Origin of the sequence: Actibacterium pelagium (assembly GCF_002285415.1) — a bacterium.
In the GTDB taxonomy this organism is placed as follows: domain Bacteria; phylum Pseudomonadota; class Alphaproteobacteria; order Rhodobacterales; family Rhodobacteraceae; genus Actibacterium_B; species Actibacterium_B pelagium.
On sequence record NZ_NSBU01000006.1, the window covers coordinates 1 to 23,958 of the forward strand.

General features: G+C 54.0%; 25 protein-coding genes. 13 read left to right on the forward strand and 12 right to left on the reverse strand.

The window, feature by feature from the left end:
• The 7 genes from CLM58_RS06960 to CLM58_RS06985 all read left to right on the forward strand — a co-directional run.
• On the forward strand, positions 1-830 hold an 830-nt coding region (locus CLM58_RS06960), incomplete at its 5' end, for a sensor histidine kinase (RefSeq protein ID WP_198950957.1).
• A complete protein-coding gene (locus tag CLM58_RS06965; protein WP_095595232.1) occupies positions 827-1,198 on the forward strand; it encodes a response regulator in 372 nt (123 codons plus the stop codon). The genes CLM58_RS06960 and CLM58_RS06965, both read left to right, overlap by 4 nt.
• Before the next feature lie 466 nt (positions 1,199-1,664).
• Complete coding sequence (locus tag CLM58_RS06970) at positions 1,665-2,474, forward strand: hypothetical protein (protein WP_095595233.1); 810 nt, start codon at positions 1,665-1,667, stop codon at positions 2,472-2,474.
• Positions 2,475-3,417: 943 nt separating this feature from the next.
• Positions 3,418-3,714 carry a hypothetical protein gene (locus CLM58_RS17120; RefSeq protein WP_158221866.1) on the forward strand — a complete coding sequence of 99 codons (297 nt, stop codon included), beginning with the start codon at positions 3,418-3,420 and terminating at the stop codon, positions 3,712-3,714.
• Positions 3,715-3,769: 55 nt separating this feature from the next.
• A complete protein-coding gene (locus CLM58_RS06975) occupies positions 3,770-4,375 on the forward strand; it encodes a c-type cytochrome (RefSeq protein ID WP_095595234.1) in 606 nt (201 codons plus the stop codon).
• A 9-nt stretch (positions 4,376-4,384) separates the two neighbouring features.
• Positions 4,385-5,284 carry a c-type cytochrome gene (locus tag CLM58_RS06980; RefSeq protein ID WP_095595235.1) on the forward strand — a complete coding sequence of 300 codons (900 nt, stop codon included), beginning with the start codon at positions 4,385-4,387 and terminating at the stop codon, positions 5,282-5,284.
• Positions 5,285-5,610: 326 nt separating this feature from the next.
• On the forward strand, positions 5,611-6,099 hold the full coding sequence (locus tag CLM58_RS06985) for a DUF411 domain-containing protein (protein ID WP_095595236.1): 489 nt from the start codon (positions 5,611-5,613) through the stop codon (positions 6,097-6,099).
• A gap of 42 nt (positions 6,100-6,141) precedes the next feature.
• On the opposite strand, the gene CLM58_RS06990 is transcribed toward CLM58_RS06985, so the two are convergent.
• A complete protein-coding gene (locus tag CLM58_RS06990) occupies positions 6,142-6,816 on the reverse strand; it encodes a hypothetical protein (protein WP_095595237.1) in 675 nt (224 codons plus the stop codon).
• Positions 6,817-6,958: 142 nt separating this feature from the next.
• Between CLM58_RS06990 and CLM58_RS17340 the strand changes: the two genes are divergently transcribed.
• Positions 6,959-7,756 carry a hypothetical protein gene (locus tag CLM58_RS17340; RefSeq protein ID WP_229666234.1) on the forward strand — a complete coding sequence of 266 codons (798 nt, stop codon included), beginning with the start codon at positions 6,959-6,961 and terminating at the stop codon, positions 7,754-7,756.
• Positions 7,757-7,816: 60 nt separating this feature from the next.
• Here the strand turns inward: CLM58_RS17340 and CLM58_RS07000 are convergent, their stop codons facing one another.
• The 10 genes from CLM58_RS07000 to CLM58_RS07045 all read right to left on the reverse strand — a co-directional run bounded on the left by CLM58_RS07000 (position 7,817) and on the right by CLM58_RS07045 (position 19,349).
• The gene (locus CLM58_RS07000) at positions 7,817-8,464 is read right to left on the reverse strand and encodes a response regulator (RefSeq protein WP_095595579.1); all 648 of its coding nucleotides are present in this window, start codon (positions 8,462-8,464) and stop codon (positions 7,817-7,819) included.
• Positions 8,464-9,852 (reverse strand): sensor histidine kinase, encoded by a 1,389-nt coding sequence (locus CLM58_RS07005; protein WP_158221867.1) that lies wholly within the window; start codon positions 9,850-9,852, stop codon positions 8,464-8,466. The genes CLM58_RS07000 and CLM58_RS07005 overlap by 1 nt, the downstream gene beginning before the upstream one ends.
• 200 nt (positions 9,853-10,052) lie before the next feature.
• Positions 10,053-11,525 (reverse strand): mannitol dehydrogenase family protein, encoded by a 1,473-nt coding sequence (locus CLM58_RS07010; protein ID WP_095595239.1) that lies wholly within the window; start codon positions 11,523-11,525, stop codon positions 10,053-10,055.
• 72 nt (positions 11,526-11,597) lie between these two features.
• A complete protein-coding gene (locus CLM58_RS07015) occupies positions 11,598-12,371 on the reverse strand; it encodes an L-iditol 2-dehydrogenase (protein ID WP_095595240.1) in 774 nt (257 codons plus the stop codon).
• Positions 12,368-13,372, reverse strand: coding sequence for an ABC transporter ATP-binding protein (locus CLM58_RS07020; RefSeq protein WP_095595241.1), 1,005 nt, complete (start codon positions 13,370-13,372; stop codon positions 12,368-12,370). Before CLM58_RS07020 ends, CLM58_RS07015 begins: the two co-directional genes overlap by 4 nt.
• Positions 13,373-13,381: 9 nt before the next feature.
• On the reverse strand, positions 13,382-14,215 hold the full coding sequence (locus CLM58_RS07025) for a carbohydrate ABC transporter permease (RefSeq protein ID WP_095595242.1): 834 nt from the start codon (positions 14,213-14,215) through the stop codon (positions 13,382-13,384).
• Between the two features lie 15 nt (positions 14,216-14,230).
• On the reverse strand, positions 14,231-15,169 hold the full coding sequence (locus CLM58_RS07030; RefSeq protein WP_095595243.1) for a carbohydrate ABC transporter permease: 939 nt from the start codon (positions 15,167-15,169) through the stop codon (positions 14,231-14,233).
• Positions 15,170-15,316: 147 nt separating this feature from the next.
• Positions 15,317-16,603, reverse strand: a complete 1,287-nt coding sequence (locus tag CLM58_RS07035; RefSeq protein WP_095595244.1) for an ABC transporter substrate-binding protein — start codon at positions 16,601-16,603, stop codon at positions 15,317-15,319.
• A 96-nt stretch (positions 16,604-16,699) separates the two neighbouring features.
• Positions 16,700-17,725 (reverse strand): LacI family DNA-binding transcriptional regulator, encoded by a 1,026-nt coding sequence (locus CLM58_RS07040; protein ID WP_095595245.1) that lies wholly within the window; start codon positions 17,723-17,725, stop codon positions 16,700-16,702.
• Between the two features lie 229 nt (positions 17,726-17,954).
• On the reverse strand, positions 17,955-19,349 hold the full coding sequence (locus CLM58_RS07045; protein ID WP_158221868.1) for a phospholipase D-like domain-containing protein: 1,395 nt from the start codon (positions 19,347-19,349) through the stop codon (positions 17,955-17,957).
• A gap of 319 nt (positions 19,350-19,668) precedes the next feature.
• Between CLM58_RS07045 and CLM58_RS07050 the strand changes: the two genes are divergently transcribed.
• The gene (locus tag CLM58_RS07050; protein ID WP_158221869.1) at positions 19,669-20,244 is read left to right on the forward strand and encodes a TetR/AcrR family transcriptional regulator; all 576 of its coding nucleotides are present in this window, start codon (positions 19,669-19,671) and stop codon (positions 20,242-20,244) included.
• A gap of 104 nt (positions 20,245-20,348) precedes the next feature.
• Here the strand turns inward: CLM58_RS07050 and pcaQ are convergent, their stop codons facing one another.
• A complete protein-coding gene (gene pcaQ / locus CLM58_RS07055) occupies positions 20,349-21,263 on the reverse strand; it encodes a pca operon transcription factor PcaQ (protein WP_095595248.1) in 915 nt (304 codons plus the stop codon).
• Between the two features lie 111 nt (positions 21,264-21,374).
• Between pcaQ and pcaD the strand changes: the two genes are divergently transcribed.
• Genes pcaD through pcaG form a run of 4 tightly spaced genes read left to right on the forward strand, consistent with a single transcriptional unit; the run spans position 21,375 to position 23,930 of the window.
• On the forward strand, positions 21,375-22,163 hold the full coding sequence (gene pcaD, locus CLM58_RS07060; protein WP_095595580.1) for a 3-oxoadipate enol-lactonase: 789 nt from the start codon (positions 21,375-21,377) through the stop codon (positions 22,161-22,163).
• The gene (gene pcaC, locus CLM58_RS07065) at positions 22,156-22,533 is read left to right on the forward strand and encodes a 4-carboxymuconolactone decarboxylase (protein WP_095595249.1); all 378 of its coding nucleotides are present in this window, start codon (positions 22,156-22,158) and stop codon (positions 22,531-22,533) included. Before pcaD ends, pcaC begins: the two co-directional genes overlap by 8 nt.
• Positions 22,534-22,578: 45 nt before the next feature.
• Positions 22,579-23,307 carry a protocatechuate 3,4-dioxygenase subunit beta gene (gene pcaH, locus CLM58_RS07070; protein WP_095595250.1) on the forward strand — a complete coding sequence of 243 codons (729 nt, stop codon included), beginning with the start codon at positions 22,579-22,581 and terminating at the stop codon, positions 23,305-23,307.
• Positions 23,308-23,309: 2 nt separating this feature from the next.
• Entirely contained in the window at positions 23,310-23,930 is a 621-nt protein-coding gene (gene pcaG, locus CLM58_RS07075; protein WP_095595251.1) for a protocatechuate 3,4-dioxygenase subunit alpha, read from the forward strand.
• Positions 23,931-23,958: the final 28 nt, after the last annotated feature.

A 23,958-nucleotide genomic window follows, 5' to 3' on the forward strand; every position in this document is an offset into this window, starting at 1 on the left:
ACCGGGTGGACGTTCTTCTGAACTCGACCACGCGACGGGATGCGACCGGCGCGATCGTCGGTGTGGTTGGCGTGGGCCAGGACATCACCGAGCTCAAGAAGTCGCAAGCTCAGGTGATCCATTCGTCAAAACTAGCAACGCTTGGCGAGATGGCCACTAGTGTAGCACACGAATTAAACCAGCCACTAAACGTAATCCGGCTTGCCGCAGGAAACTGCCGGATGCGTTTGGAGAGCAACGCCGCCAGTGAAGCATATCTGGAAAATAAATTGGAGCGTATCGAAGAACAAACTGCTCGTGCTGCATCCATCATCGACCACATGCGTATGTTTGGACGTAAAACCCTAGAGAGTGCGACGGAAATTGATATCGCATCAACAATTAGGAACGCTTTGGATCTGGTGGGAGAGCAATTGCGTTTGTCGGGAATCGAGGTGGTCTTGGATCTCCCAGAGCAAAGCGACGTATATGCTCTTGGGCACGCGATTCAGATGGAGCAAGTAATCCTAAATCTCATAACGAACTCTAGGGATGCAATCCTACAGAAAAACTCGGATGTTAAGCGGATCAGTATTAAGCAAGAAATAGAAGGAGATGAGGTGAAGATCAGGATTTCCGACACGGGTGGAGGGATTCCAGAGAAAGTCTTAGCAAGGATTTTTGAGCCGTTCTTTACGACAAAAGAAATCGGTCGGGGAACGGGGCTTGGGCTTTCCGTTAGCTACGGGATTGTAAATGATATGAAGGGGTCTATCGAAACTTGGAATGAAGAAAATGGTGCCTGCACGTTAATAAGGCTTCCTGTTAATCAGGTAGGATACGCCATATGAAAGTACTGATAGTCGACGATGAGAAGTATATCGGGGAAGAATTAGGAGAAGCGGTCCAATTGCTAGGCCATGATGCTATTGTGGTGCTGAGTGCAGACGAAGCGTTGTCTATTCTTCGGTCGGATGACAGCATTAATTTGGTGATTACCGACTTGAAGATGCCCCATAAATCGGGGCAAGAACTGATAAGCGAAACCAATAATACTATAAACCGAGACGTGAATTTTATAGTAATGTCCGGTCATGGCGGCGGCAATATTGATGACTATGAGGACTATGATCTTCTTCCAAATGCCTTTGCCTTTGTTCAAAAACCTGTTTCGTTCAAAGTGGTCGATAAAGTGCTGAAACAACATCAGAACTCTTAGACAGGCTGATCTTTTGATTTCGATAGTCTGAGCCGCATTCGGGAGACGCTGTTCGAGCGTTCATCAACCTCCATTTAGAAAGCACTAAAGATGCGGCCGCCACTGTTGTCGCCCCCTCGGAACAACCTCCAAGATGCGTAATTCGGACGAGATAGAACGCTTTAATTTATAGAGTTCGACATATTCGCAAACTTTGAAGCTTCCCCCATCAAATGGTTTCTTGTAAGTAATGTATGCAAGAGATGGCTGATTATTGGGCGCTACAACGATCTAATCCTCCGTTGGAGAAAGAAGTCGGGGATGGGGTATCGAGGGATTTTGAAGGCCAAAAGCCATGTCAGTGAGCCGCTAGCCTTCACATAATTTTTGTAAAGTGTAACCCTAGCAGCTAAGGGCAATCCCCAACATAAACTTTGGAGTGGATTAAACGAGGAACTCCAATTTTGGGATAATTGGAAACTACCAAATGTTTACCACTCAAATTCACATTTATGAGAATCGGGAAGTTCAAGAATTAGTCACTAGTAGTGCCCTTGATTTTGCGGAATTTATTGAGTTAAGGCGGCGAACCCGTGGTTGCCGTGGCGAGAACCCTCTTTTTATCTTTTTTTCAATCCCAGACCCGTCATTGTTCCTCGGAGAAAGAGCCGAGGATCCGTTTTTGGAAGCCATGCAAAATATGCCTGACGATATTATGGCGGCATGTTCAATAGCCGATAGGAATGGCGAAGCACTCTATGGCGAGATGCATGAATTTTTCGAGAATAAGCTAGCTGCTCTGGGTAAGCGGATCACTGTGCATCGGGCGAAAAACAAATCGGACGCTTTTGAATGGCTTTGCAAAGTTCCTTCGCCCTCTGGCAGCTTGGAAGCAGGCGAATGGATCGCGACGATGCACATAACAAAAGACAGATGTGTTTTCGAAACGAATCCGAAGGTGAGCATTGAACGCGCCTCCAGAACCATTGTTGAAAAAGTGGGCCACGAGGATGAGGTTTTCATTTTGTCCCACAGAGACGATTATTATGAGGGCAGAGATTTAAAAAACCAAGAAGAGGTGCGGGCCCGTTTTGAAGCTATGACCAATTGGAAACGAATGGTCGTACATAATGTGACAAAGCCAAGCGTTAGAAAAAAGATTGCATCACAGAGCCGGGCTCTGGACCGCGGCGCCAAGGAGATTGGTTTTTATATGGAGCATGCGACATTCTATGATCGAGACCTCGCCCTTTCTCGGCTCCTGAGTTACCCTCCTTTACCCAAGTCTAAAAGCTAGATGAGATCAGCTAACACAGCCCGTGGTCAGTGTTGGCACTCTTCTGGAAGTGTTTCATCTATTTTTTGAGAACAAAAAGTTGCTGCCGAAGCAGAGAATTTAGTTACCGCATCGAAACCATCGATTTGCAAAAAAGATTCTGCCGCCTTTCCTGAGTTGGTCCACCGTTATTTTTAGTGCACAACTGGTCGCGATTTTTTGGTGCGAATATTGAGTGATTGCCCTGTTTAGTGAGAAGGTATTCTGACTGCCTCATTGGAATAGCTGAGGATTGGTTCAGTTGTTTTTAGTCGACAACTTGGTTGCTCGTTTTTGGGTTAGCCGCATAGAAAGTGATGTGTTCTGTTCTGGCTCTTCGCCAACGAGGAGCTGTGGGAAGCAATGAGTCAGCTTTACCTGTTTTAGTGGTTTCGTTAGTTTAAATCAAAGAAGTGGGGTTGGTTCGCTTGAGCCCCCGAAAATGCCTTTCGATTGATAAGTGTTTCATTGGCTTCTTTGCTCAAGACAACGTCACACAACCTAGCATATTCGGCTTTGGGCTGAAATCTGGCCTGAAAAGTGTTTGTTCCCATCGCGATGATCGAATTGCTCTGTAAGGTGATTGTCGACACTGTGATCTTCAAGTTGGATGCAAGATTTCGGTGAAGTCAGGCTCCCGCAACCAGCTTTAGCACAATATATCAAACACTTAGCCCTGCCTCGCGCGGGGTTGTTCGCGTTTCCGTTTCCACGCTGGAAGCAACGTGGAGGCGAAATATTTTGCCTGTACAGACTGTCAGCCAAAAGAAACATAGGCATTTTGAAAATCACCAACAGCCGAAGACTTGACCCGTGGCTATATGACAGGCATCGTCGACGGGAAGACGAACTCCAGAATGAAAACGGATTCTACTGACCAGTGCGTGTTTGCGAGGGACTGAAGATTGGGCAATTAGTATTGGCGATGGGGGTTCTCTTCGTCACCTTAGCCCTGTCCGCAGATCAAGCTAGCGCGCATGGGGGCGACGGTGCCTTCCACGAGCCCGTCTCGGTTGGGTCCATCGTTGAAAACCATGTAGAGCAAGGGCATCCCGGACATTGTCACGGTGGCTCTTTCTGCGGTGGCGTCGCTGTCTTTGCAGGGGCGTTGCCATCGGTTCTGCCGATTTTCACTGCAATTCGGAACGCTATACCGACTGACCATTTCCGTTTGCTAAATATCAGCGCTTTTGATCCTCCGCCTCCGCGCCTTTTGTCCTGAAAAATGACACACCGCCCGCTCAAGGGCGCAACTACTTTTCATACAGGACAAGAAAATGAAACTTTCAAAACTTGCCGCCGGTGCTGCGGTGGTATCTTCGCTGGCAGTCACGGCTTTGGCACATGGTGGTGCGACTGGCGTCGTGAAAGAACGGATGGACGGAATGGGCGTCATGAAGGAAAGCATGAAAGTGCTGACCCCGATGATGCAGGGGAAAACGCCTTATGATGCCGATGTGATCAGAGAAGAGGCCAAAAAGATCGCCGCTCATTCAGGTGAGGCCATGACCAAATTGTTCCCGGAAGGGTCCACCGACAAACCCTCCGAGGCCAAATCAGAAATTTGGAGCCAGTGGGAAGATTTCTCCAATCTTGCAGCGCAATTGGAAGCCCTGTCCGAAGGGTTGGCATTGGCTGCTGAAAACGGGCTGATGATGGCGGGTTCCGGCCAAGGGAACCTGTTGGGAGGAAGCTCCATGATGGGTTCTGGTACCGGGATGATGGGGTCTGGAATGATGGGTTCCGGGATGATGGGCTCTGGCATGATGGGGAATGCTCCCATGATGGAACCCAGCGCACTCGCGCAGATGCCAGCTGACGGTGTCTTCACGATGCTTGGCCAGGCATGTTCGGCCTGCCATACCCGGTTCCGGGCAGAATGAACCCGAGCCATGAAAAAGCTATTCCGTTTGGGCCTTGCCGCCGCTGTTTCAGCGTCGGCGGGTTTCGCCGCAGTGGTGGCCTGGCCAATTGGCACCTCGCTGCAATCTTTTGATCTTGAAGGTGATGTGAACCGTGGGGCCTATCTGGCAAGGGCCAGTGGGTGTATCGCCTGCCACACGAACTTTGCCGAAGGTGGCGCGCCGCTGTCAGGTGGTGTGAAGCTGGATACGCCGTTCGGCACGCTTTACTCTCCGAACCTGACGACCGACCCGGACCACGGGATCGGGGACTGGACTATTGAGCAGTTTGCCAAAGCGGTGCGAGAGGGAGTTTCGCCGGAAGGTGACTCTTACTACCCGGCGTTTACCTACCCCTTCTATGCCAACTTCACGGATCAGGAAATTGCCGACCTTTGGGCTGCTTTCAAAACAGTTCCCGCCGTAGCCGAGCCGTCGAAGGAACAGGACATGGCCTTCCCCTTCAATCAGCGATGGGGTTTGAAACTGTGGCGGGCCGCTTTCCTTGAACCACCCCGGACAGATCCGGTCGAAGGTAATGATGATGTGTGGAACAGGGGGCGGCTTTTGGTCGAGGGGGCTGCGCATTGCGCTGCCTGCCATACGGGGCGGAACCTAGCCGGGGCCCGCAAGTCGGATACCGAACACTTCAAGGGCAGCGATGCCTTGCCCGGTGGCGGCAAGGCACCCGCGATCGACTTTGTTACCCTGCAAGAGGAAGGTTGGACAGTCGACAACCTTGCCTACGCCCTGCGTACCGGCCTGATGCCTGATGGAGACGCGTTTGGTGGTTCGATGGGAGAAGTCGTTCTCTACGGCACCAGCTTCCTGACGGAAGACGACAGGAAAGCCATGGCGACCTATCTGCTGGATGATCATTCCGGGGGATAGGTCAGAGTCCGAAGAGGACTTTGAAGTGCCTGTCAGCCGCAGGGCTATCTTGCCCGCGCCACCGCAAACTCAAGGTGCGGCGAGAAGCCGTCGCTGGTCGCGCGGAGGTACGCGACACAAGGCAAAAGAACTAAGTGCAATCCGAACTCTCGTTCGGGATTTCAGCGTCAACAAACGAAAAGGATGCAAACAATGATGGGAAATGGTTTTGGAATGGGCGGCATTGGTGCGCTGCTGATCTTGATACTCGTCGTTTTGGCGATCATCGCTTTGATAAAATATATCGCCAAATAATCGACAGCGCTCACTCCGAGTATGAACTAGCAATGGAGAACTCCGTGCCAATAAACAACTTCACTCGCCGCAGTGTTTTCAAAGGGGCTGTTGCGCTTTTCTGTAGCTCTGCCCTTCCTGCAAAAGCTCAGGACGCACCTCAACTGCATGTGTTGAAGGATCCAAGCTGCGGCTGCTGTGGATCATGGATCAAGATCATGCAATCCGAGGGGTTTGACCTGTCGGTTCAGAACACGTCGAATGAAGCCTTGTTCCAGTACAAACTCAGAAACGGGGTCAGTGAAGATCTGGCTTCCTGTCACACCGGACTTGTCGATGGATACGTGATCGAAGGGCATGTGCCACCCGCAGATGTCCGCCGCCTTCTGGCAGAGCGCCCCGATGCGGTCGGGTTGAGCGTCCCGGGCATGGTTGTTGGCTCGCCGGGTATGGGCCCCGAAAGTGAACGGGATGCCTATGACGTGATCCTGATCCGGAAGGATGGATCAACAGAGGTCTTCAGTCGCTATGAAGAGGGCTGAGCCATTGTTCTTTCGCTGTCTGTGAGCAGCAGGAACACGTGCCTAAACCCAAGTGGACTGGAGCCGCGTGATCAAGGCAGAGGCTGCCGTGATCGTCAGTGTGACGGCTCCAAATAGCGCGAGCGCAAGCAGGATCGGTCCAAGCTTTCCCGGAAGCTTGGACCTGAGATTCCGGAACCAATCTGGGCAGCGGTCACAGGTTTCAAGCCCGCGATCAATTACCGACGTGTAAAGTGGCAAGGCGCTGACCAATGTCGCGTAGAGATAAACGCCCGAAATATTTTCAAAGAACACAGACCGCGCCAGCGTCGGGCCAACCACCCGCAACGCCTGAAGACGGTCGCCCCCGAACGAACCAAACCAGTCGGCCGAAAGAACGTAGATCACAGCGTGCAAGAGGATGAAAAGGGTCACCCTTGCAGGCGGATCAATAAGTAGAACGCGCGAAAGAGCTGCCCCCTTTGCATGTTTGGAAGCGCTTAGCGCATACAGAAAAAAGCTCATGTAGTTGACGCAGAAGACGACCACCAAGCCGTTCGTCAGGACTTGCCGCAGCAATCGGCTGAAGGCTTGCCCACTGCCCAACAACATCGCGCCGAACCCCGGTGTCAGCACGATGTACAGCAACAGAATCGGCAGCAGGCCGAGGCAACTGAAGGCCGAAGTGTTGAGGGCAAACCGCCAGAACGGCATTCGGATGTCGAAATATTTTTCCATGATTGGCATCTTGTCAGAAAAGTCGCAGTAATTCGCGCAGTTTTGGGGCTTCGGTCCAAAGCCTTCTCAGACCTTCGTCCGATGCTGTTACATGGAAAGACAGGCATGTTGGGGTCAATAAACGAATTCAAGGAGCCCCCACATGTCCAAACTCTATCCATTCTCACTGTTCGGCACCGCCGCCACACTGGCATTCGTCTGGTTTTCTCCGTTCGACCTGAAGCTTTCCTTCGAAGACGGCGCACTGAAAGCTGAACCACGCTTCGCATTTGCTGCCAGCGGCAGCGGCAGCGAAGGCGACGGAGGTTCTGACGACGATGATGATGATGACAACTCTGATTCAGGATCTGACGACGACGATGATGACGATAACTCGGGTTCTGGATCGGGCTCTGATGACGATGACGATGATCGTGATGACGACGACGACCGCGACGACGATGATGATCGTGACGATGACAGGTCGGGCTCTGGGTCTGGGACGTCCGGCAGCACGTCGACCAGTTCTTCCAGCGACGACAGCGGTTCGTCCGGTCAGGTTGGCATTACCAAAGTTGAATCCACGGCCAACTCGATCGAGGTCCGCTATAGCGACGGCACCAAGGAAGAAATCGAAAACGGCATCTACGAGCGGAAAGACTCTAACAACCGCACCGTTGAAGAGCGCCCTGCGACACAGGCAGACTTTGATCGCCTGAACGGTCAGGTCGGCTCGATCTCGATCGACAATGTCCCGTCCAGTTCGGGTGGCGGAGATAGCTCTGAGGATATCTTGAAAGCAGAGGTCTTCGGCAACAACATCGAAATCCTATATGCCAATGGCTGGAAAGAAGAGATCGAGAACGGGATCTACGAACTCAAGGATCCGCGCAATCGCACTGTGGTCGAAAGACTTGCTACCGCAGAAGACATTGCACGCCTGACCGCTGCCTTGAACTAACCTCCTACCAAGACGAGGTTAAAACCTGAATGCCCCGGCATGTTATGCCGGGGCATTCTTTTATGGTTTGTGCATGCCCCAGGCGTCAGACGCGATCAGGGCGGCCTCGACCCGGTTGCGGGCATGCAGCTTGCTTAGGATGGCTGTCATGTAGTGCTTGATCGTCTTTTCCTGAAGGTCCAGTTCAAGCGCGATCTCCTTGTTGCTAAGGCCCTTTGCAACGCCCCGCAAAATGTCTTCTTCGCGCTTGGTCAGATCGTCGATCGGGCGCTTGGACGGCTTATCCATCTGCTGGCGCATAACCGACAAGACACGTGTGGCCAGAACAGGGGGGATGTAACTGTCACCTCGTGCAAGGCCACGAAGGCGTGCGCAAAGCTCGTCGCCTGATACGCCCTTCAGAATGTAGCCTTTGGCACCAGCCTCAAGGGCATCGGCAACGTCATCCGCCTCTTCCGAGACCGTCAAAATGGCAATGACAGGGGGGGCGTCCAACGCGGCAATGGCCCGCGCTGCATTGATGCCACTGCCCGGCATGGACAGGTCCAACAATGCGATGTCGGGGTTCAACCGTTTGACCAGATCAATTGCGTCCTGCGCGCTTTCACCGGTTCCGACAACTTCGAAATCGTCCGCCTCATCCAAGGTACGCGCGACACCGTCGCGAAAGATTGGATGGTCATCTGCAAGTATAATTCGGGTCACCATCATAGGTCCCTGCTTTGAAGGGGGAGGGTCAAAATCAATTCGCAACCTGCCCCCGGTTTAGATTGGATTTCCACCTGGCCACCAAGGCTTTCAGCTCTGTCGACCAGTCCCAAAAGACCCTGTCCGCCATCCGGGCGAATTTGCATCGCCTCTTCCGGATCGAAGCCCGGCCCTTCATCGCGGACTTTCAGGCAAACGGCTTTTTCACAGGCGCGTCCCCAAATCGTGACACCGGCCCCAGGCGCATGCCGGGCAGCGTTGGACAAGGCTTCTTGAAGAAAACGGAAGAGACAAAGTTTTGCGCTGTAGTCGATCTGAGGAGCTTCGTCGCCTTCGAAGGTCAAAACGGGAGGCGACGCAAAAGCCGTCGCTCCGTCCTGAACCGCACGATCAATCAATTTTCGCAGGGAAAGTCGGTCCAGGTCCGGAATAGCCAGACCGCGTGAAATGCTGCGGATCTCTGTCAGGGCGTTTGCAAGGGATTGGCGGATATCATCGACCTCGCCTGCAGCCTTTGTGCCTCCCAATGCCGAATCCAGCCTCAACGCTGCCAACGAAAGGTATTGTGCGGGGCCATCATGCAATTCGGCGCCCAACTGGCGCAGAAAACGGTCGCTTTGAGCCGTCGACCGTGAGGACGCTTCTACAACCCTGTTGCGCAGGCGCAGGTTCTGTTCCGATACCGCCTGAGTTTCCAAAAGTTGATCAAGCAGCATGGCCTTCTGTCTGCGGATGGTCCGCCCGCCAGCGGCTACGATTCCGAACAACATCAGGCCACTTCCTAAGAACGTGGCGCTGACAACCAGCCAGCTATTTCGCCGAGCATTGGTCATTTCAGCGGACAGCTCTTCAGCAGCCTCGTAAAACTCTGCCACAGCGATCACTTCGCCGCTCCATGCTTCGCGAATAGGGGTGTAGATTTCCAATAGTGGCACGCCAAGCGCCGCCTCAGATTCACTTTCGATATGATCAAGATCTTCAAACGTTGCCGCAACAGAGCCCAACCAAGCGCTGCGTAGGTCTTCGGTCACGGGAAAGGTCTTACCGATAATGTCCGGGTCAGAGGCATGCGCCACCAGCCCGCCCCGTTTCCACAACTTGTAAGAGACAATGCGGCCCTTGAGGGGGACAGTTTCAAAAACCTCTGCCAAAGCCCGTTGGGCCTGTATCGGCAGAACATCACTCTGGGAAAGATCCTGACTGATGGGGGAAACGAAACTCTCCATGAAGATCGCGGTGTCGTTGGCTGTGTTTTGAACAACCGCTTGCTCAATACGCGAAGACACCCATCCACCAACAAGCACCATCGCGACAATCATCACGACACCTCCTGCCGAGGCAAACTGCGTCGTAAGAGAGAGGTCGGACCATTTAAATTTGGTATTCATCAAAGACATACAGCCATACATACCCTTCCGGTTGGACTTAGGGCTACGGACTAAAGTCGGTAATTTCTAACTGTGTCTATAATTCTTCGGGGATTTGGAGGTGAGTCTTCAAACGAGGCTATGCCGTTGCCAGTGCTTCATAGCTATTGTTTGCTGGACAGCGTCGCATGCATTCCAAACAAAAACAAAAGGACTGGAGTTTAAGTTTTAAGATAGCGTTCAAGCGCCGCTTCGACGCCATGATCCCAAATCATGTTCAAATGTCTTTCGAAAGCGGCTGAAAACGTTTGGTTGTCCGCAAGATCTCCGTAGATCTCTCGCATTTCGAGCCATTTCAGAGGATCATCCTTGGCTAGCAGAGCAGTGCTTTGAAGATGGTCCCACACCGGATCATTTGGCTCAATTTCTGATCCATCTTCCCGAGTGCCTTCGCACATGCGAGCCCAAAGCGCCTGCACCAAAGCAAGGCCTTCGATCGAAGCCCCTGCGTCGATGGCCTCTCGGATGACGGGCAACAGCGCACCGGTATGACGAGATGAGCCATCAAATGCTACGCGGCGGACGGTGTCGACGATCTTGGGATTTGCAAAACGTTCCTCGATCAGATCGACATATTCGATCGGCGTCATGCCGGGGACCGCGCGTAAAAAGGGCGCCATCTCTTCCAGTGTTACTTTGCGGAAAAGGCCCCGGATCAGAGGGTTCTGCATGGCCTCTGCGATGGTTTCGATGCCAAGGATTTCGGCAGGGTCCGCGATGACCTGATGCCCACCGTTGAGGATACGCAGCTTCATGGCTTCGTAGTCGTGGACATTGTTGGTGAAGGTCGCGCCGACATCTTCCCAGGCAGGCCGACCTGCGCAGAAGTCGTCTTCAAGGACCCATTGGCGGAAATTCTCGTGCGTAACGGGCACTGCATCGTCCAGCCCAAACTCTTGCACCAAGGCCAGTTCGCGATTTCCGGTCGCAGGGACGATGCAGTCCACCATTGAGTTTGGAAAGCTGCAGTTATCCGCGACCCAGTCCGCGAATTCTGGATCCGTAAGGCGCGCGAGTGAAACCACGACTTTGCGCATGATCTCGCCGTTACCGGGAAGATTGTCGCAGCTTTGGATGGTAAAAGGGCCAGTTCCGGTAGCGCGACGCAGGCGCAGCGCGGCCAAAATCGCCCCGAAGGCTGTGGCAGGGGTTTCCGGAGTGGCGACGTCCTGCAGAATATCTGGATGGGTCGGGTCGAACGCTTTGGTTGACGGTGACAGGTAATAGCCGCCCTCAGTGACCGTCATTGAGACGATGCGAATATCGGGCTGTGCCATTCTTTCGATCAACGGGCCGTGCCCTTCGACGACGGGAATGTAATCGATCATGGACCCCACGATCTCGGCCGAGGTGCCTGAGGGGTCCAATTCGATCAAGGTGGTCAGATAGTCCTGAGGGGCCATCTTCAGGCGCTGCACCTCGTCATAGCTGCGCACGCCTGCGCCAATGATCGCCCAGTCCAGATCCTGACCCTGTTGGAACAAGCGGTGCAGATACCACGCCTGATGCGCTCGGTGGAAGTTTCCAAGACCGATGTGGATGATGCCGGGTCGCAGTTCTGCGCGGTCATAGGCCAAGCCTTTGACGCCTTCTGGCAGGTTATCCAACGCAGCGTTGTTTAGTTTGGTCCCCATGTTGCACCGGTTTTTTTGGCCTTCCTGTCGCGAAGGCGGGTTTCGTAGTTCATTTCTGGTCGCAAGCTGTTGTCAGCTCATCCAGTTGCCGCCGTCGACATTGTATGTCTGCGCGACGATGTAATTTGCGTCACTGCTGGCCAGAAAGACGGCCATGCCCGTCAGGTCTTCGGCTGTCCCCATGCGGCCATATGGGACGGCCTCGCCGACCTCTTTCTTCTTTTGCCCCAAGGGCTTGTTTTCGTATTTGGCGAAGAAAGCATCGACACCTTCCCAGTGCTCGCCATCGACCACGCCGGGTGCGATGGCGTTCACATTGATGCCGTGTTCGATCAAGTTCAGCCCGGCGGATTGAGTCAGGCTGATGACCGCCGCTTTTGACGCGCAATATACAGACACCAAAGCTTCGCCACGGCGCCCAGCTTGACTGGCCATGTTGATGATCTTGCCGCCCTTACCACGTTCAATCATGTGATTGGCGACGGCCTGCATGGTAAACAGTACCCCTGCGACGTTGATCGAGAAGACCTTGTCGTAATCGGCCCGTGTGATCTCGGCCAATGGGGCCGCAGTGAAGATCGCCGCGTTGTTGATCAGGATGTCGATCTGCCCAAAATTCGCGACGGTCTGTGCGACCGCTTGTTCGATGCTGCCTTGGTCAGAGACATCCATGCGCACAGCAATCGCTTGCTCTCCCAGATCCGCAGCGGCAACTTCAGCCGCGTTCAGATCGATATCGGCGATGGCAACACGGGCACCTTCGGCGATATAGGCGCGGGCGAATGCCAGTCCGATACCGCGTGCAGCACCCGTGATCAGGGCCGTTTTTCCTGCTAGCCGCGTCATTCGATCCGCAGGCCTTCAGCGTCAAACTTGTGGATGTTCTGCGACTGTGGGGTCAGGAAAACGGTCTCGCCGTTCTTGACCGACATGTCACCAGCCGCGCGCACCGTCATCGGGTCGCAGCCCTCAACGCCATGGACGTGGATGAACGTGTCAGAGCCCAGATGTTCGGCCACACCAACTTTGCCTTCCCACATCCCGTCCGTGGTCGAGACATCGATATGCTCTGGACGGATACCGATCGTTTGCGCGCCGTGTTTTGCGGCTTCGGACCCTTCGATCAGGTTCATTTTCGGCGAACCGATGAAGCCCGCGACGAACTTGTTGCGCGGCTTGTGATACAGCTCTAGCGGCGAACCCACCTGCTCGATCACGCCAGCTTGCAGAACGACGATCTTGTTGGCCATGGTCATCGCTTCGACCTGGTCGTGGGTCACGTAGATCATGGTGGTCTGCAACCGTTCATGCAGTTCGCCAATCTCAAGACGCATGCCCACGCGCAGCGCGGCATCAAGGTTCGACAAAGGTTCATCGAACAGGAATGCGGCAGGTTCGCGGACAATGGCCCGACCAATGGCAACACGCTGGCGCTGACCCCCGGACAGGTCTGCCGGTTTCCGGTCCAGATAGTCCATCAGGTTCAAAGACTTGGCCGCGGTTTCGACCTTCTTGTCGATCTCGGACTGATCCATCTTTGCCATGCGCAGCGGGAAGCCGATGTTCTTGCGAACCGTCATATGCGGGTACAGCGCGTAGGACTGGAACACCATCGCCAGACCACGTTCTGACGGGGGCACTTGGGTGGCGTCGTCCCCATCGATTTCGATGTAGCCAGAGGTCAGGTCCTCTAGCCCCGCGATCATGCGGAGGAGGGTGGATTTACCGCAGCCCGAGGGGCCAACGAACACCGTGAACTCTCCGTCTTCGATGGTCAGATCCAGAGGCGGAATGACCTGTGTGTTCCCAAAGCTCTTGGTCACATTTTTCAGTACGATACGTCCCATTGTCTTTCCCTATTTCACAGCGCCGAAGGTCAGGCCTTGGACAAGTTGTTTCTGACAGAACCACCCCAGTACAACGATGGGTCCGACTGCTGCTGCCGAGACTGCCGACAGGCGTCCGAAGAAGAGACCCTCTGGCGCTCGGTTGCCTTCGATTAGCTTGGACAGGGTCGCCGCGTCCGTAGTGGTCAGGCGAACAGTCCAGTAGGCTTCGTTCCAGCAGAAGATGAAGCACAAGAGTGCGGTTGATGCGATGCCGCCCCAAGCCAGCGGGATCAGGATCTCCTTGATCTCGCCCCATGTGTTCACACCGTCCATCTTGCCCGCTTCGATGATGTCCTTGGGGATCTCTTTGAAGTAGGTGAACAGCATCCAGATCACGATCGGCAGGTTGATCAGGCTTAGAACCATGACGATCAGGAACTTGGTGTCGAACAGGCCCACACTCTTGGTCAGGAAGGTCATCGGGTACAGCACGGCCGCAGCTGGCAGCATCTTGGTCGACAACATCCACATCAGCACGTCCTTGGTCGCACGGCTTGGGTTGAAGGCCATCGCATAGGCCGCTGGGATCCCCACGAACAGGGTGAACAGCGTCGCCATGACTGCAGTGATGACCGAGTTTTTGGCGAAGCGCCAATAATCGTAGTTCTCAGTCATATTCAGATAGTTTTCGAGCGTCGGGGTGAACCAGATCAGGTGCTCTGGTTTCACTGCGTCGGCGTCGGTTTTGAAGCTCGTCAGAACCATCCAGAAGATGGGGAAAAAGAAGAGCAGCCCGACAATCCAGGCCAACGTCGGCCGGCCGTATTTTCCGAACTTCGAGGATTTTGCAACAATAGCCATTGGTCTTTTCTCCTCTTATTCCATCAACGTCTTGCCAATCATGCGCAGCAGGAAGATTGCGACGATGTTGGCTAGGATGACTGCGAAGATGCCGGTGGCGCTGGCTGCGCCGATGTTGTTGTTGGCAAATTCACCGATCAGGTAGGGCAGGTTCTTGTTGCCGTTGCCCCGGCTTACGATTTCGATTTCCGCATAAAGCGACAGGTGGAAGATCGCCTGGATCATCACGACGATCGCAATCGGGCGGCCCAGATGCGGCAGCGTCAGAAAGCGGAACTGTGACCAGGCACCGGCCCCGTCCAGAACGGCGGCCTCTTTCTGCTGCTGGTCCTCAGATTGCAGAGAGGTCATGAAGATCAGAACCGCAAAGGGTGTCCACTGCCATGTCACCATGATGATCACAGCGTAAGCTGAGGTCTGCGTGGCGCGGAACGAGATTGGTTCAAGTTCTGGCCACAACGAGAAGAAGGCGCCAATCACGGGGGCTTCTCGAAGCGAGCCGATCAGATCGTTTATGCTGCCGACGGCGATACCTTGCAGGCCCAGAACCGGGTCAAGGATCATGTTGATCCACAGTACCGCGTTCACAGCAGGCATGACGAAGAAGGGCGAGATCAGCAGGACCCTTACAATACCCTGTCCGGGGAAGGTCTTGTTGATCAGGATGGCGATAACAACGCCAAGAATGACGGTCAGGAACAGGATGCTGCAAACGATCAGAAGGCTGTTCTGAATGGCGAGCACGAAGTCCTTGTTGTTCAGAACGAATTCGTAGTTCCCAAAGCCGCGCCAATTGCTAATGCTCGGGGTCGTCCATTCGGGGCGACGCAAGTTGTTCAGAACGTAGCGGATGAACGAGAAGTATAGTGTCAGCCCCAATGGGATCAGCATCCATACTAAAAGCAGCAAAACCGCGGGTGTTTGAAGAAGGCGGGGAAGCTTTCTGTCAGACATGATCCTATCCTCCCGGCAAAGCGATGTTTTGCCTTTGAAGCTTGGGTTAACCGATATTCGGACATTAAGCGTCGCAGGTGTGTGGGCTCAATAGATGCGACGTTGGGGCAAGAAGGCCCGGCGATCCCGGGCCTTCTTTAAGGCAAGTTACTCGTAGTAACCGGCTTCGCGCATGATCGAGTCTGCGGCTTCCTGCGAAGCGGCCAGCGCCTCTTCGACTGTCTTCGCGCCAGTCAGGGCAGCAGCCATTTCCTGGCCCATGATCACACCGATCTGCGGGAACTCAGGGATCGCTACGAACTGAACGCCTACATAGGGTTTCAGGTCGGTTGCACCCGGTGCAGCAGAGTCGATCGCCGCCATTTCAGCGTCTGCAAACTTCGCGACAGCCTTGAACTCGGGGATGTCGTAGGTTGAAGCACGCTGACCGGTCGGAACCGAACCCCAGCCAAATTCGGGGTGGTTGCCCACGGCTTTCACGTAGTCTTTCGATGTTGCCCATTCGATGAACTTCTGAGCTTCATCTGCGTTCGGCGAACCGGCCGGGATAGCAAAGGCCCAAGCCCACAGCCAGTTGGCGCCAACCGGGTTACCGGCGTTCGGCGACTGAGCATAGGCGACGTTCGGGTTTTCAAGGAAGGATGCAGCGATTGTCGCATCGATCCACAGGCCGCACTTGTCTTCGTTGTACAGAGCCAGAATCTCGTTAAACGAGTTGCCTTCCGAACCCGGAGGACCGTAGTTGCCAAGCAGGTCAACGTAGAAGTTAATCGCTGCGTTCCATGCGACCGAATCCAGGTCGGGGCGCATTTCTTCATCAAACCAGCGCGCACCGAACGAGTTCGCAATGGTGGTGATAAAGGCTGCGTTGTCACCCCAGCCGGGCTTGCCGCGCAGGCAGGCGCCGTAAACGCCGTTGTCCGGGTCGTGCATCGCAGCCGCCGCTTCTTTGACGTTCCACCAGCTGTCGTTGTCGCGAATGGTTACGCCTGCAGCATCAGCCAGATCCTTGCGGTACATAACCATCGAGCTTTCGCCGTAGAAAGGCGCAGCATAGAGCGTTCCTTCATGGCTAAGACCCGCACGCATTGCTGGCAAAAGGTCCTCGACGTCATATGCGTCAGAGAAGTTCAGGGGTTCGATCCAACCCGCAGCACCCCAGATCGGAGCTTCCTGCATGCCGATGTTGATAATGTCGTACTGGCCACCGCCGGTTGCGGTGTCTGAAGTGACCTGCTCACGCAGAACCCCTTCTTCCAAGGACACCCAATTCAGGTCGATGCCGGTTTCCGCAGTGTAGGCCTCTGCGACCTTCTGCATGTTGATCATGTGACCGTTGTTGACGATCGCGATTGTCAGTGACTCTGCCGAGGCGCTGCCTGCGGTCACCAGTGTTAGCGCGGTCGCCGCACGGAGTGCGTTCTTAACAAACATCCGTTCCTCCCTTTGTTGGATGTGATGGCAACAAGGTAGAGAGTAACGTGACGCGCAGTCAACTAAAATTTTACGCGCGCAAAGTTTAAGGGTGAGTTATGCGGAGTCCCTCATGACCAGCCTGCCTTCGAACAGCCTTGTTTCGTGTTTGTTTTCAGACCCTTCAATGGCTTTGAAAAGGGTTTCAACGGCGCACCGGGATATCGCGTCATAGTCCTGCGCAATCGTCGTCAACGGGGGGCATGTGAACCTAGAGAAAGGGTGGTCGTCCTGTCCGGCCACGCGAATCTGGCAATCCGAATCCCTTCCCACACGAACATTTTGCTCATAGCAGGCGGTCAAAAAACCGATGGCCAATCGGTCGTTGCTGCACAGAACCGTGTTACTTTTGAACAGACCTGCTGCAAGCGCTTTGCCGCCCTCGCTCCGCCCGATCTCTTCGAAATGCCAGCCCTCTCCATCGACCTGCACGACCTGAGGTTCATGCCCGCTTTGCTCCATCGCATTTATATAGGCGTGCCGACGCTTGTTGGCGTTTGGGTTGGCGGGGGTCTTCATCTCTAGGAAGCTCGGAGGTTCGCCGGTACGGCACAGATATTCGACAATCAGGGGCCCGAACTGAGAGTTGTCGGAGCCAACGAAGCCCAAGCCGACATCCGGAATAAAGCTGTCAAAGAGGATCGTGGGCACATCGTTACAGAATTTTTCGATCACCGCTTGGTTTGAGGTGCGTCCAAGCGGGGCCAGCAAAACACCAGCAGGTTTAAGCGATCGCAAACTGTCCAGAATGTCGTTTTCGCGGTCAGGATCCCCATAAGAACTGTAAAGCGTCGGTCGGAACCCGGCCGCAACACAGCGCTGTTCGATGTTGCGTGCGAGCTCTGCAAAGAACGGATCCGCCAAGTAAGGAACAACGATCCCAAGGTTCTTAGTCAGTTTTCGGTTCTGATTAATGGCGTAGATATTCGGACGGTAGTCGTATTTCTCAAGCGCGTCTTCAATCCTTTGTCGGGTCGATTGGCGAACACTCTCCGGGTCGTTGAAGTATTTCGATACCGTAGGACGAGAAATGCCACTTACGGCGGCAAACTCTTCCATGTTGCGGATAGTGTCCTTTGCCATTGCTGCCTCCAGATCGCGGGGAATTCGGTGTCGTTATGACACGTGTTCCCTCAATATTTTGACGCGCGGAAAATATTAGGAAAAAATTGTTTGACGCGAAAGTTAAATTTTTTTGACGAAGACGCTGGGGTGCAGCAGGAGCCATTTTTTAAATGCCGCCCAAACTTGTGCAATTTTTCGCGGAAATAGGGGCAAAGCCTTCGCTCATGCGCTCCCGTTGGGTTTAATGTCAGAACAGCCCGCCGAGCCCGAGAAGTTGCACGATTGAAGCGGTAAAGCGACGCGCGCCAGAGGCCCCTGGTTCAGCTGTGCGGGTCTTGGCGTCGACCTTGCCTGGCAAGATCCACTCAAGCTGCCCGGTTTCACTTTGAACAACCTCGTAAACCTGGCCAAGGGCAATTGGATTTGCGCGTCTCAGCACCCACTCGCTGAACGCCCGATCACGTATGACTAAGCTCGTTTCCGCGTTGTTCTTAACCGAAACGGGGTCGAAATTCATTGTTGTGACGATGGTTTCTCGGCGATCAATGACGGTCAGCTTTGAATGGAGTGTGGAGCGGATCCGCTCCTCACCCGGCAAGCCCGTCGCTTTTGGATGCAACTCGTAGATTTTGACACCGGCTTGCAGCAGTTTTTCCCGGAATGGGGCGTATCCCCCGTGGACCGCAGCATGGTTTGTAGAGGCGAGAGAATTCGTAACTATAGTCACATTAACGCCCCTCTTTGCCGCTTGGGTTAGTGCGTCCAAGCCATAGTTTTGGGGGATCAAGTATGGGGTAATAAACGTGATTTCATTCCGTGCTTTCGCAATAGACTGAAGATGATGTGCTACGACCAAGAACGGCCCTTCTGATCTGTCGTTACGCAACTTCAAGGGTCGGTCGGCCACCAAATTGGTTTGAACAGAAAAATTGGGAAGTTGTCGCGGAAGAAGACTTAGGTCTTCGCGGAGAAGATCTGGGTATTTCTCCGTTTGGGCCTCGACAGTGCGGCGGGCAATCAAAGGCTCTAACCGGTCGAATTGTGCGCCAAAGTCGATGTTTTCATACTTCCCGACCGGCACCGACCAAATGTCTTTCCAATATTCTTCAAATATTTTGGCCAATCCGGCGATTTGTCGTCCTTCGAGCAAAACATCGAAGTCAATAAATTCGGATCTGTCGTCGTCGCGAAAATACTCATCTCCTATGTTTCTGCCCCCAATAATGGCGCGTTGTTGGTCGGCGAGAATGACCCGGCTATGTTTGCGTCTGCTCACCCGGTCAAACTCTAGAACGAACCCCATGCTGGTTGTGCTGAACCGAGAGAGAGGATTGAATATCCGGACTTCTATGTTGGGGTGATGATCCATGACCATCAGGCGGCCAGCGGTAGATCGGTTAAATAGGTCGTCAACCAACAACCGGACTTTTACACCGCGTTTTGCAGCTTTGAGTATCCGGTCTACGAACAAGAAACCCGCGTGGTCTTGCCGAATGATAAAAGCACTAACGTCCAGCCGGTGTTTGGCTTCGTCAATCAGTTTAAGCCGCGCAAAGAGGGCATCATCTCCGTCGGCCAGAGGAGTAACGCGGGCCGTCGAAGAGGAAGTGATTTGATCCTTCGTGGGAGGGGCAGAGGCCATGACGGCCGACGACGTGCTAAGGCTGGCAGGTTGATCTGAAGATTTGGGAATTGGCGTGTAGGTGCAACCAGCTGTGGCCATCACTAAACCTACAAGCAGGCCGGCTAACCGTTTCCCGGCCAAGCAGGGTCCACCGTTTTTAGATTTTTCGCCCCCCGAGACCATATCCTCTCCGCTGAAAATATAATCACTGATTAATTAATATACATTGAAAATAATCGGCGATCAATTTATTAAATAAACTGCGATTTAACCTACAGAAACCAAACAAAAATCCATGGCGAGACGCTCTGATCACAGTCGACATGAGTTGAGAAAAATGATCCTCGATGCTACGCGAAGCCTTGTCGAGAAGGAAGGTTATTCAAAAGTTTCGATTCGCAAAATAACGAACGAGGTCGGTTACACATCGGGGACCTTGTACCTTGTTTTCAAAGATATTGATGAGCTCCTTCTGGAACTGCACATTGAAACTCTGGAAAGACTGCACGCCCTACTTCATGCCATTCCTATGACCGGCGACCCCGAGGCCGATCTGCTGAAGCTTTCAGATGGCTACTCAGAATTCACGAAGGAAAACAGGAACCTTTGGAATGCGTTGTTCGAGCATAAAATTGAAGATGGGAAAGTTCTGCCGGAAAGGTACGACAGGGCTATTTTCAAATTGATTGACTTGGCAATTGAAGCGATCCGACCTCTGTATCAAGGCGGAAGCGACGAGGACATTATCCACGATGCACGCGTTTTATGGGCGAGCCTCTATGGGATTTTGTCTTTGGATGCCTCCAAGAAACTATCCAGATATGAAGACACACAGTCTTTTATAGCTTCCTTGATCAAAAACTACGTTGCAGGCATTCGTTCTAACCTGTCTGACGCCAGCATCTCACTGTAAGCGTGGATGTCTCTTTTGACGCGCAGACATGATTGTTGTGGCGCCTGCTGACTATTACACGCCAAGTGTCATAGATTGTTGGTAAAGTTGCCGAATGGGATGGTCTAAAGACCTTCGGCCCGTACGACATTATCGACCGCGATTGAAAAGACTTGCTGCTCTGGTGAAAGGTTTGCGTTGGCGCGGGCCATAAGGCCCACGGGCCCCTTCGTGATGGCCGTGTCAAAGGGTAGCCTGATCAGGCGGCCGTCATTGATTTCGTTGGCAACAACACCTGAAGAGATGACCCATATCGCGTCGGTTTGTCGGGTATAGACGCGCCCAAAGGCACCGGACACGGTCTCCATCTTGTTGGGAAGATCCCCGACGCCGTGGGCGATCAGAAATCTCTCAACCATCGGCCGAATGGCCGAGTTCTCGGAGGGGTAGACCACTTGCCACTCGCCAATCCGCGAAAGGTTGGGGTCGTCCAAAAGCGGATGTCCAGGACGCACTACGAAATCCACGGTTTCGTTATAAAGCTGGGTAAATGCGATCCCTTTCATCATGTCTGGCGGCGCCAGACGTCCGATGACGACATCCAGCTCACCATCGCGCAGTTTCTGGATCAGATAGTTGATGGGCCCGTCTGAAATCTGAAGTGTGCTGCCGGATGACAGGTCAGAGTATTCCCGCGCCACCAAAGGCATCAACCGTGCCGCAACCGATGGCAGAGCCCCGACCTTAACCCGGGCCGCGCCTGCTTTTCCTTGCTGTTCGACCCCATCCAAGCCCTGTTGCAAGGCAGCAAGGCTCATCTCGGCGAAGTGCAGAAAGACCTCTCCCTGTTTGGTAAGCGAAATTCCGGCCCGGCTGCGTGACATTAGTTCTGCGCCAAGAATCTCTTCCAACTCTTTCAACGTTTTCGAGATCGCAGGCTGTGTCAGAAACAGCCGTTCGGCGGCAAGTTTCAAACTTTCTTGCCGACTGATTTCCACAAAACACTGGATATGGCGGAATTTAATGCGGCGATCGACCATTTGTTTTCCAAATATTGCAACTAAAAAGCAAAATAAGTCATTTTTATTGCAAAATACAATATTTTAAGCTGCTAGGAAGAGATAAGATCAACAGACATTCAGGAGGGCATGATGCAGATCGTCAACTTGCAGACCGTAGCGCTGCATGTCCGTGTGGATGGGCCGGAAGACGGTGTCCCTGTGGTCTTTGGCAATTCCTTGGGAACGGATCTGCGGCTCTGGGACAAAGTGGTGCCGCTGCTTCCGTCAGGTTTGAGGGTTATCCGTTTTGACAAACGGGGGCACGGCCTGTCGGACTGCCCTGCCGCGCCTTATTCAATGGACCAGTTGGTTGGTGATACAGAGGCCCTGTTGGATCAGCTGGGGGTTTCAGGGTGCGCCTTTGTCGGTCTTTCTATCGGTGGAATGATTGCCCAGAAACTGGCGGCGCGCCGTCCTGATCTGATTGCGTCGCTTGTTCTATCCAACACCGCTGCCAAAATGGGTGACGCTTCGATGTGGAAGGACCGCATTTCAGCCATCCAAGCCGGCGGTATCGAAGCTTTGGCCGATCCGATCATGGAACGCTGGTTTTCTGCTGAATTTTTGGCCTCGGACGAATTGGCAGCTTGGCGCAATATGCTGACCCGCACCCCGCGTGAAGGTTATATCGGTTGCTGTCATGCAATCGCTGGCACCGATCTGTCCGAAGCGACGTCTAAACTGACCCAGCCCACGCTGGGGATTGCAGGTTCGGAAGATGGTGCAAGCCCGCCAGAACTGGTCGAGGGCACCATTGCGATGATCAAGGGCGCCTCTTGCCACACGATTGAAGGCGCAGGCCATTTGCCCTGCGTCGAGCGGCCCACCGAATACGCGGCGCTTTTAACAGCCTTCCTGAAGGAGCTTGGCCATGTCTGACAAATTCGAACAGGGCATGAAGGTCCGCCGCTCGGTCCTTGGTGACGCGCATGTCGATCGGGCCGAGGCCAAAAAGACGGACTTTGACGAGCCGTTCCAGACCCTCATCACCGAAGGGGCCTGGGGGACTGTCTGGGCCAGTGATGGGATCAGCCCTCGGGAACGGTCGATGCTGACGTTGGCGCTTTTGGCCGCGCTTGGAAACTTTGAAGAAATACCGATGCATATCCGTGCCTCGGCCCGAACCGGGGCCAGCAAGCAGGACGTGCTAGAAGCCTTTCAACATGTGGCGATCTATGCCGGGGTGCCCCGTGCCAACCACGCGCTGAAACTGGCCAAAGAGACTTATGCAGAAATGGAAAAGGAATAACCGGGAAACGCGCTATAATCCCAGTTACTCGAAGGAGACCCGCCAATGCCAAAACCAGGTGAACTTTACCAACGGGACAGAGAGAGGCATCCGCCCGCACTGACCCGAGACTACAAGACCTCTGTGGCGCGTTCGCCGCAGTACTCGCTGATTTCCCTGCAGAACTCTGTCAGCGAAATTACCGGTCCGGTTTTTGGTCATAATGACATTGATCCGATCGATAACGACCTGATCCTGAATTACGCCAAGCCCGGTGAAAGCCCGATCGGCGAGCGGATCATCGTGCATGGCCGCGTGCTGGACGAAAACGGTCGTCCGGTTCCGAATACTCTGGTCGAGGCATGGCAGGCGAATGCCGGTGGGCGGTATCGCCACAAGAAAGACACCTATCTTGCGCCAATCGATCCGAACTTTGGCGGATGCGGTCGGACGCTGACCGACGAGAACGGATACTATTTCTTCCGGACCGTGAAGCCCGGTGCCTATCCGTGGCGTAACTGGGTCAATAACTGGCGCCCGGCACATATTCACCTGTCGATCTTTGGCACGGCTTTCGCGCAGCGCCTGATCACCCAGTGCTATTTTGAAGGCGATCCGCTGATCGACAAATGTCCGATCGTGAAAACGATCCCCAGTCAGGAAGCGCGCGACAGCCTTGTCGCCGCGTTGGATATGAATGGGAGCATCCCGCTGGATACCATCGCCTATAAGTTCGACATCGTGCTGCGCGGTCGTCGCTCGACCCTGTTCGAAAACCGGCTGGAGGGGAACTGATCATGGTACAGAAACTGGACTATCTACAGGAAACCCCGTCGCAAACCGCAGGCCCCTATGTTCACATTGGTCTTGCGCCCGGTGCCGCTGGGTTTGAGATCTACAAGCACGAGCTGGGCTGGGATATCGCCGGGCCGAATGCCAAGGGCGAGCGTATTCGCGTCGAAGGCCTTGTGATCGACGGAACCGGTTCTCCGGTCAAGGACGTGCTTCTGGAAGCATGGCAGGCCAATAGCGACGGCAATTATGCGCACCCCGAAGGCGGCGGTGACGTAGAAGAAGGCTTTCGCGGTTGGGGCCGCGTGATCACCAATTTTGAAACCGGTGAATGGGCTTTTGAGACCGTAAAACCGGGCCGCACCCAAGGCCGGAACGTTGGCGTTCAAGCGCCGCATATCAACCTGTGGATCGTGGCTCGCGGGATCAATGTCGGTCTTAGCACCCGCCTGTACTTCGAAGACGAAGTCGAGGCCAACGCCGCAGATCCGGTGCTGAACATCATCGAGTGGGAACGCCGCCGTGCGACCCTGATCGCCAAACGATCCGAGCGCGACGGACAGATCGTCTATCGCTTCGACATCAAACTTCAGGGTGAAGACGAGACGGTTTTCTTCGACATCTGAACCCTACGGCGCCGCCCTTACTTCCTGG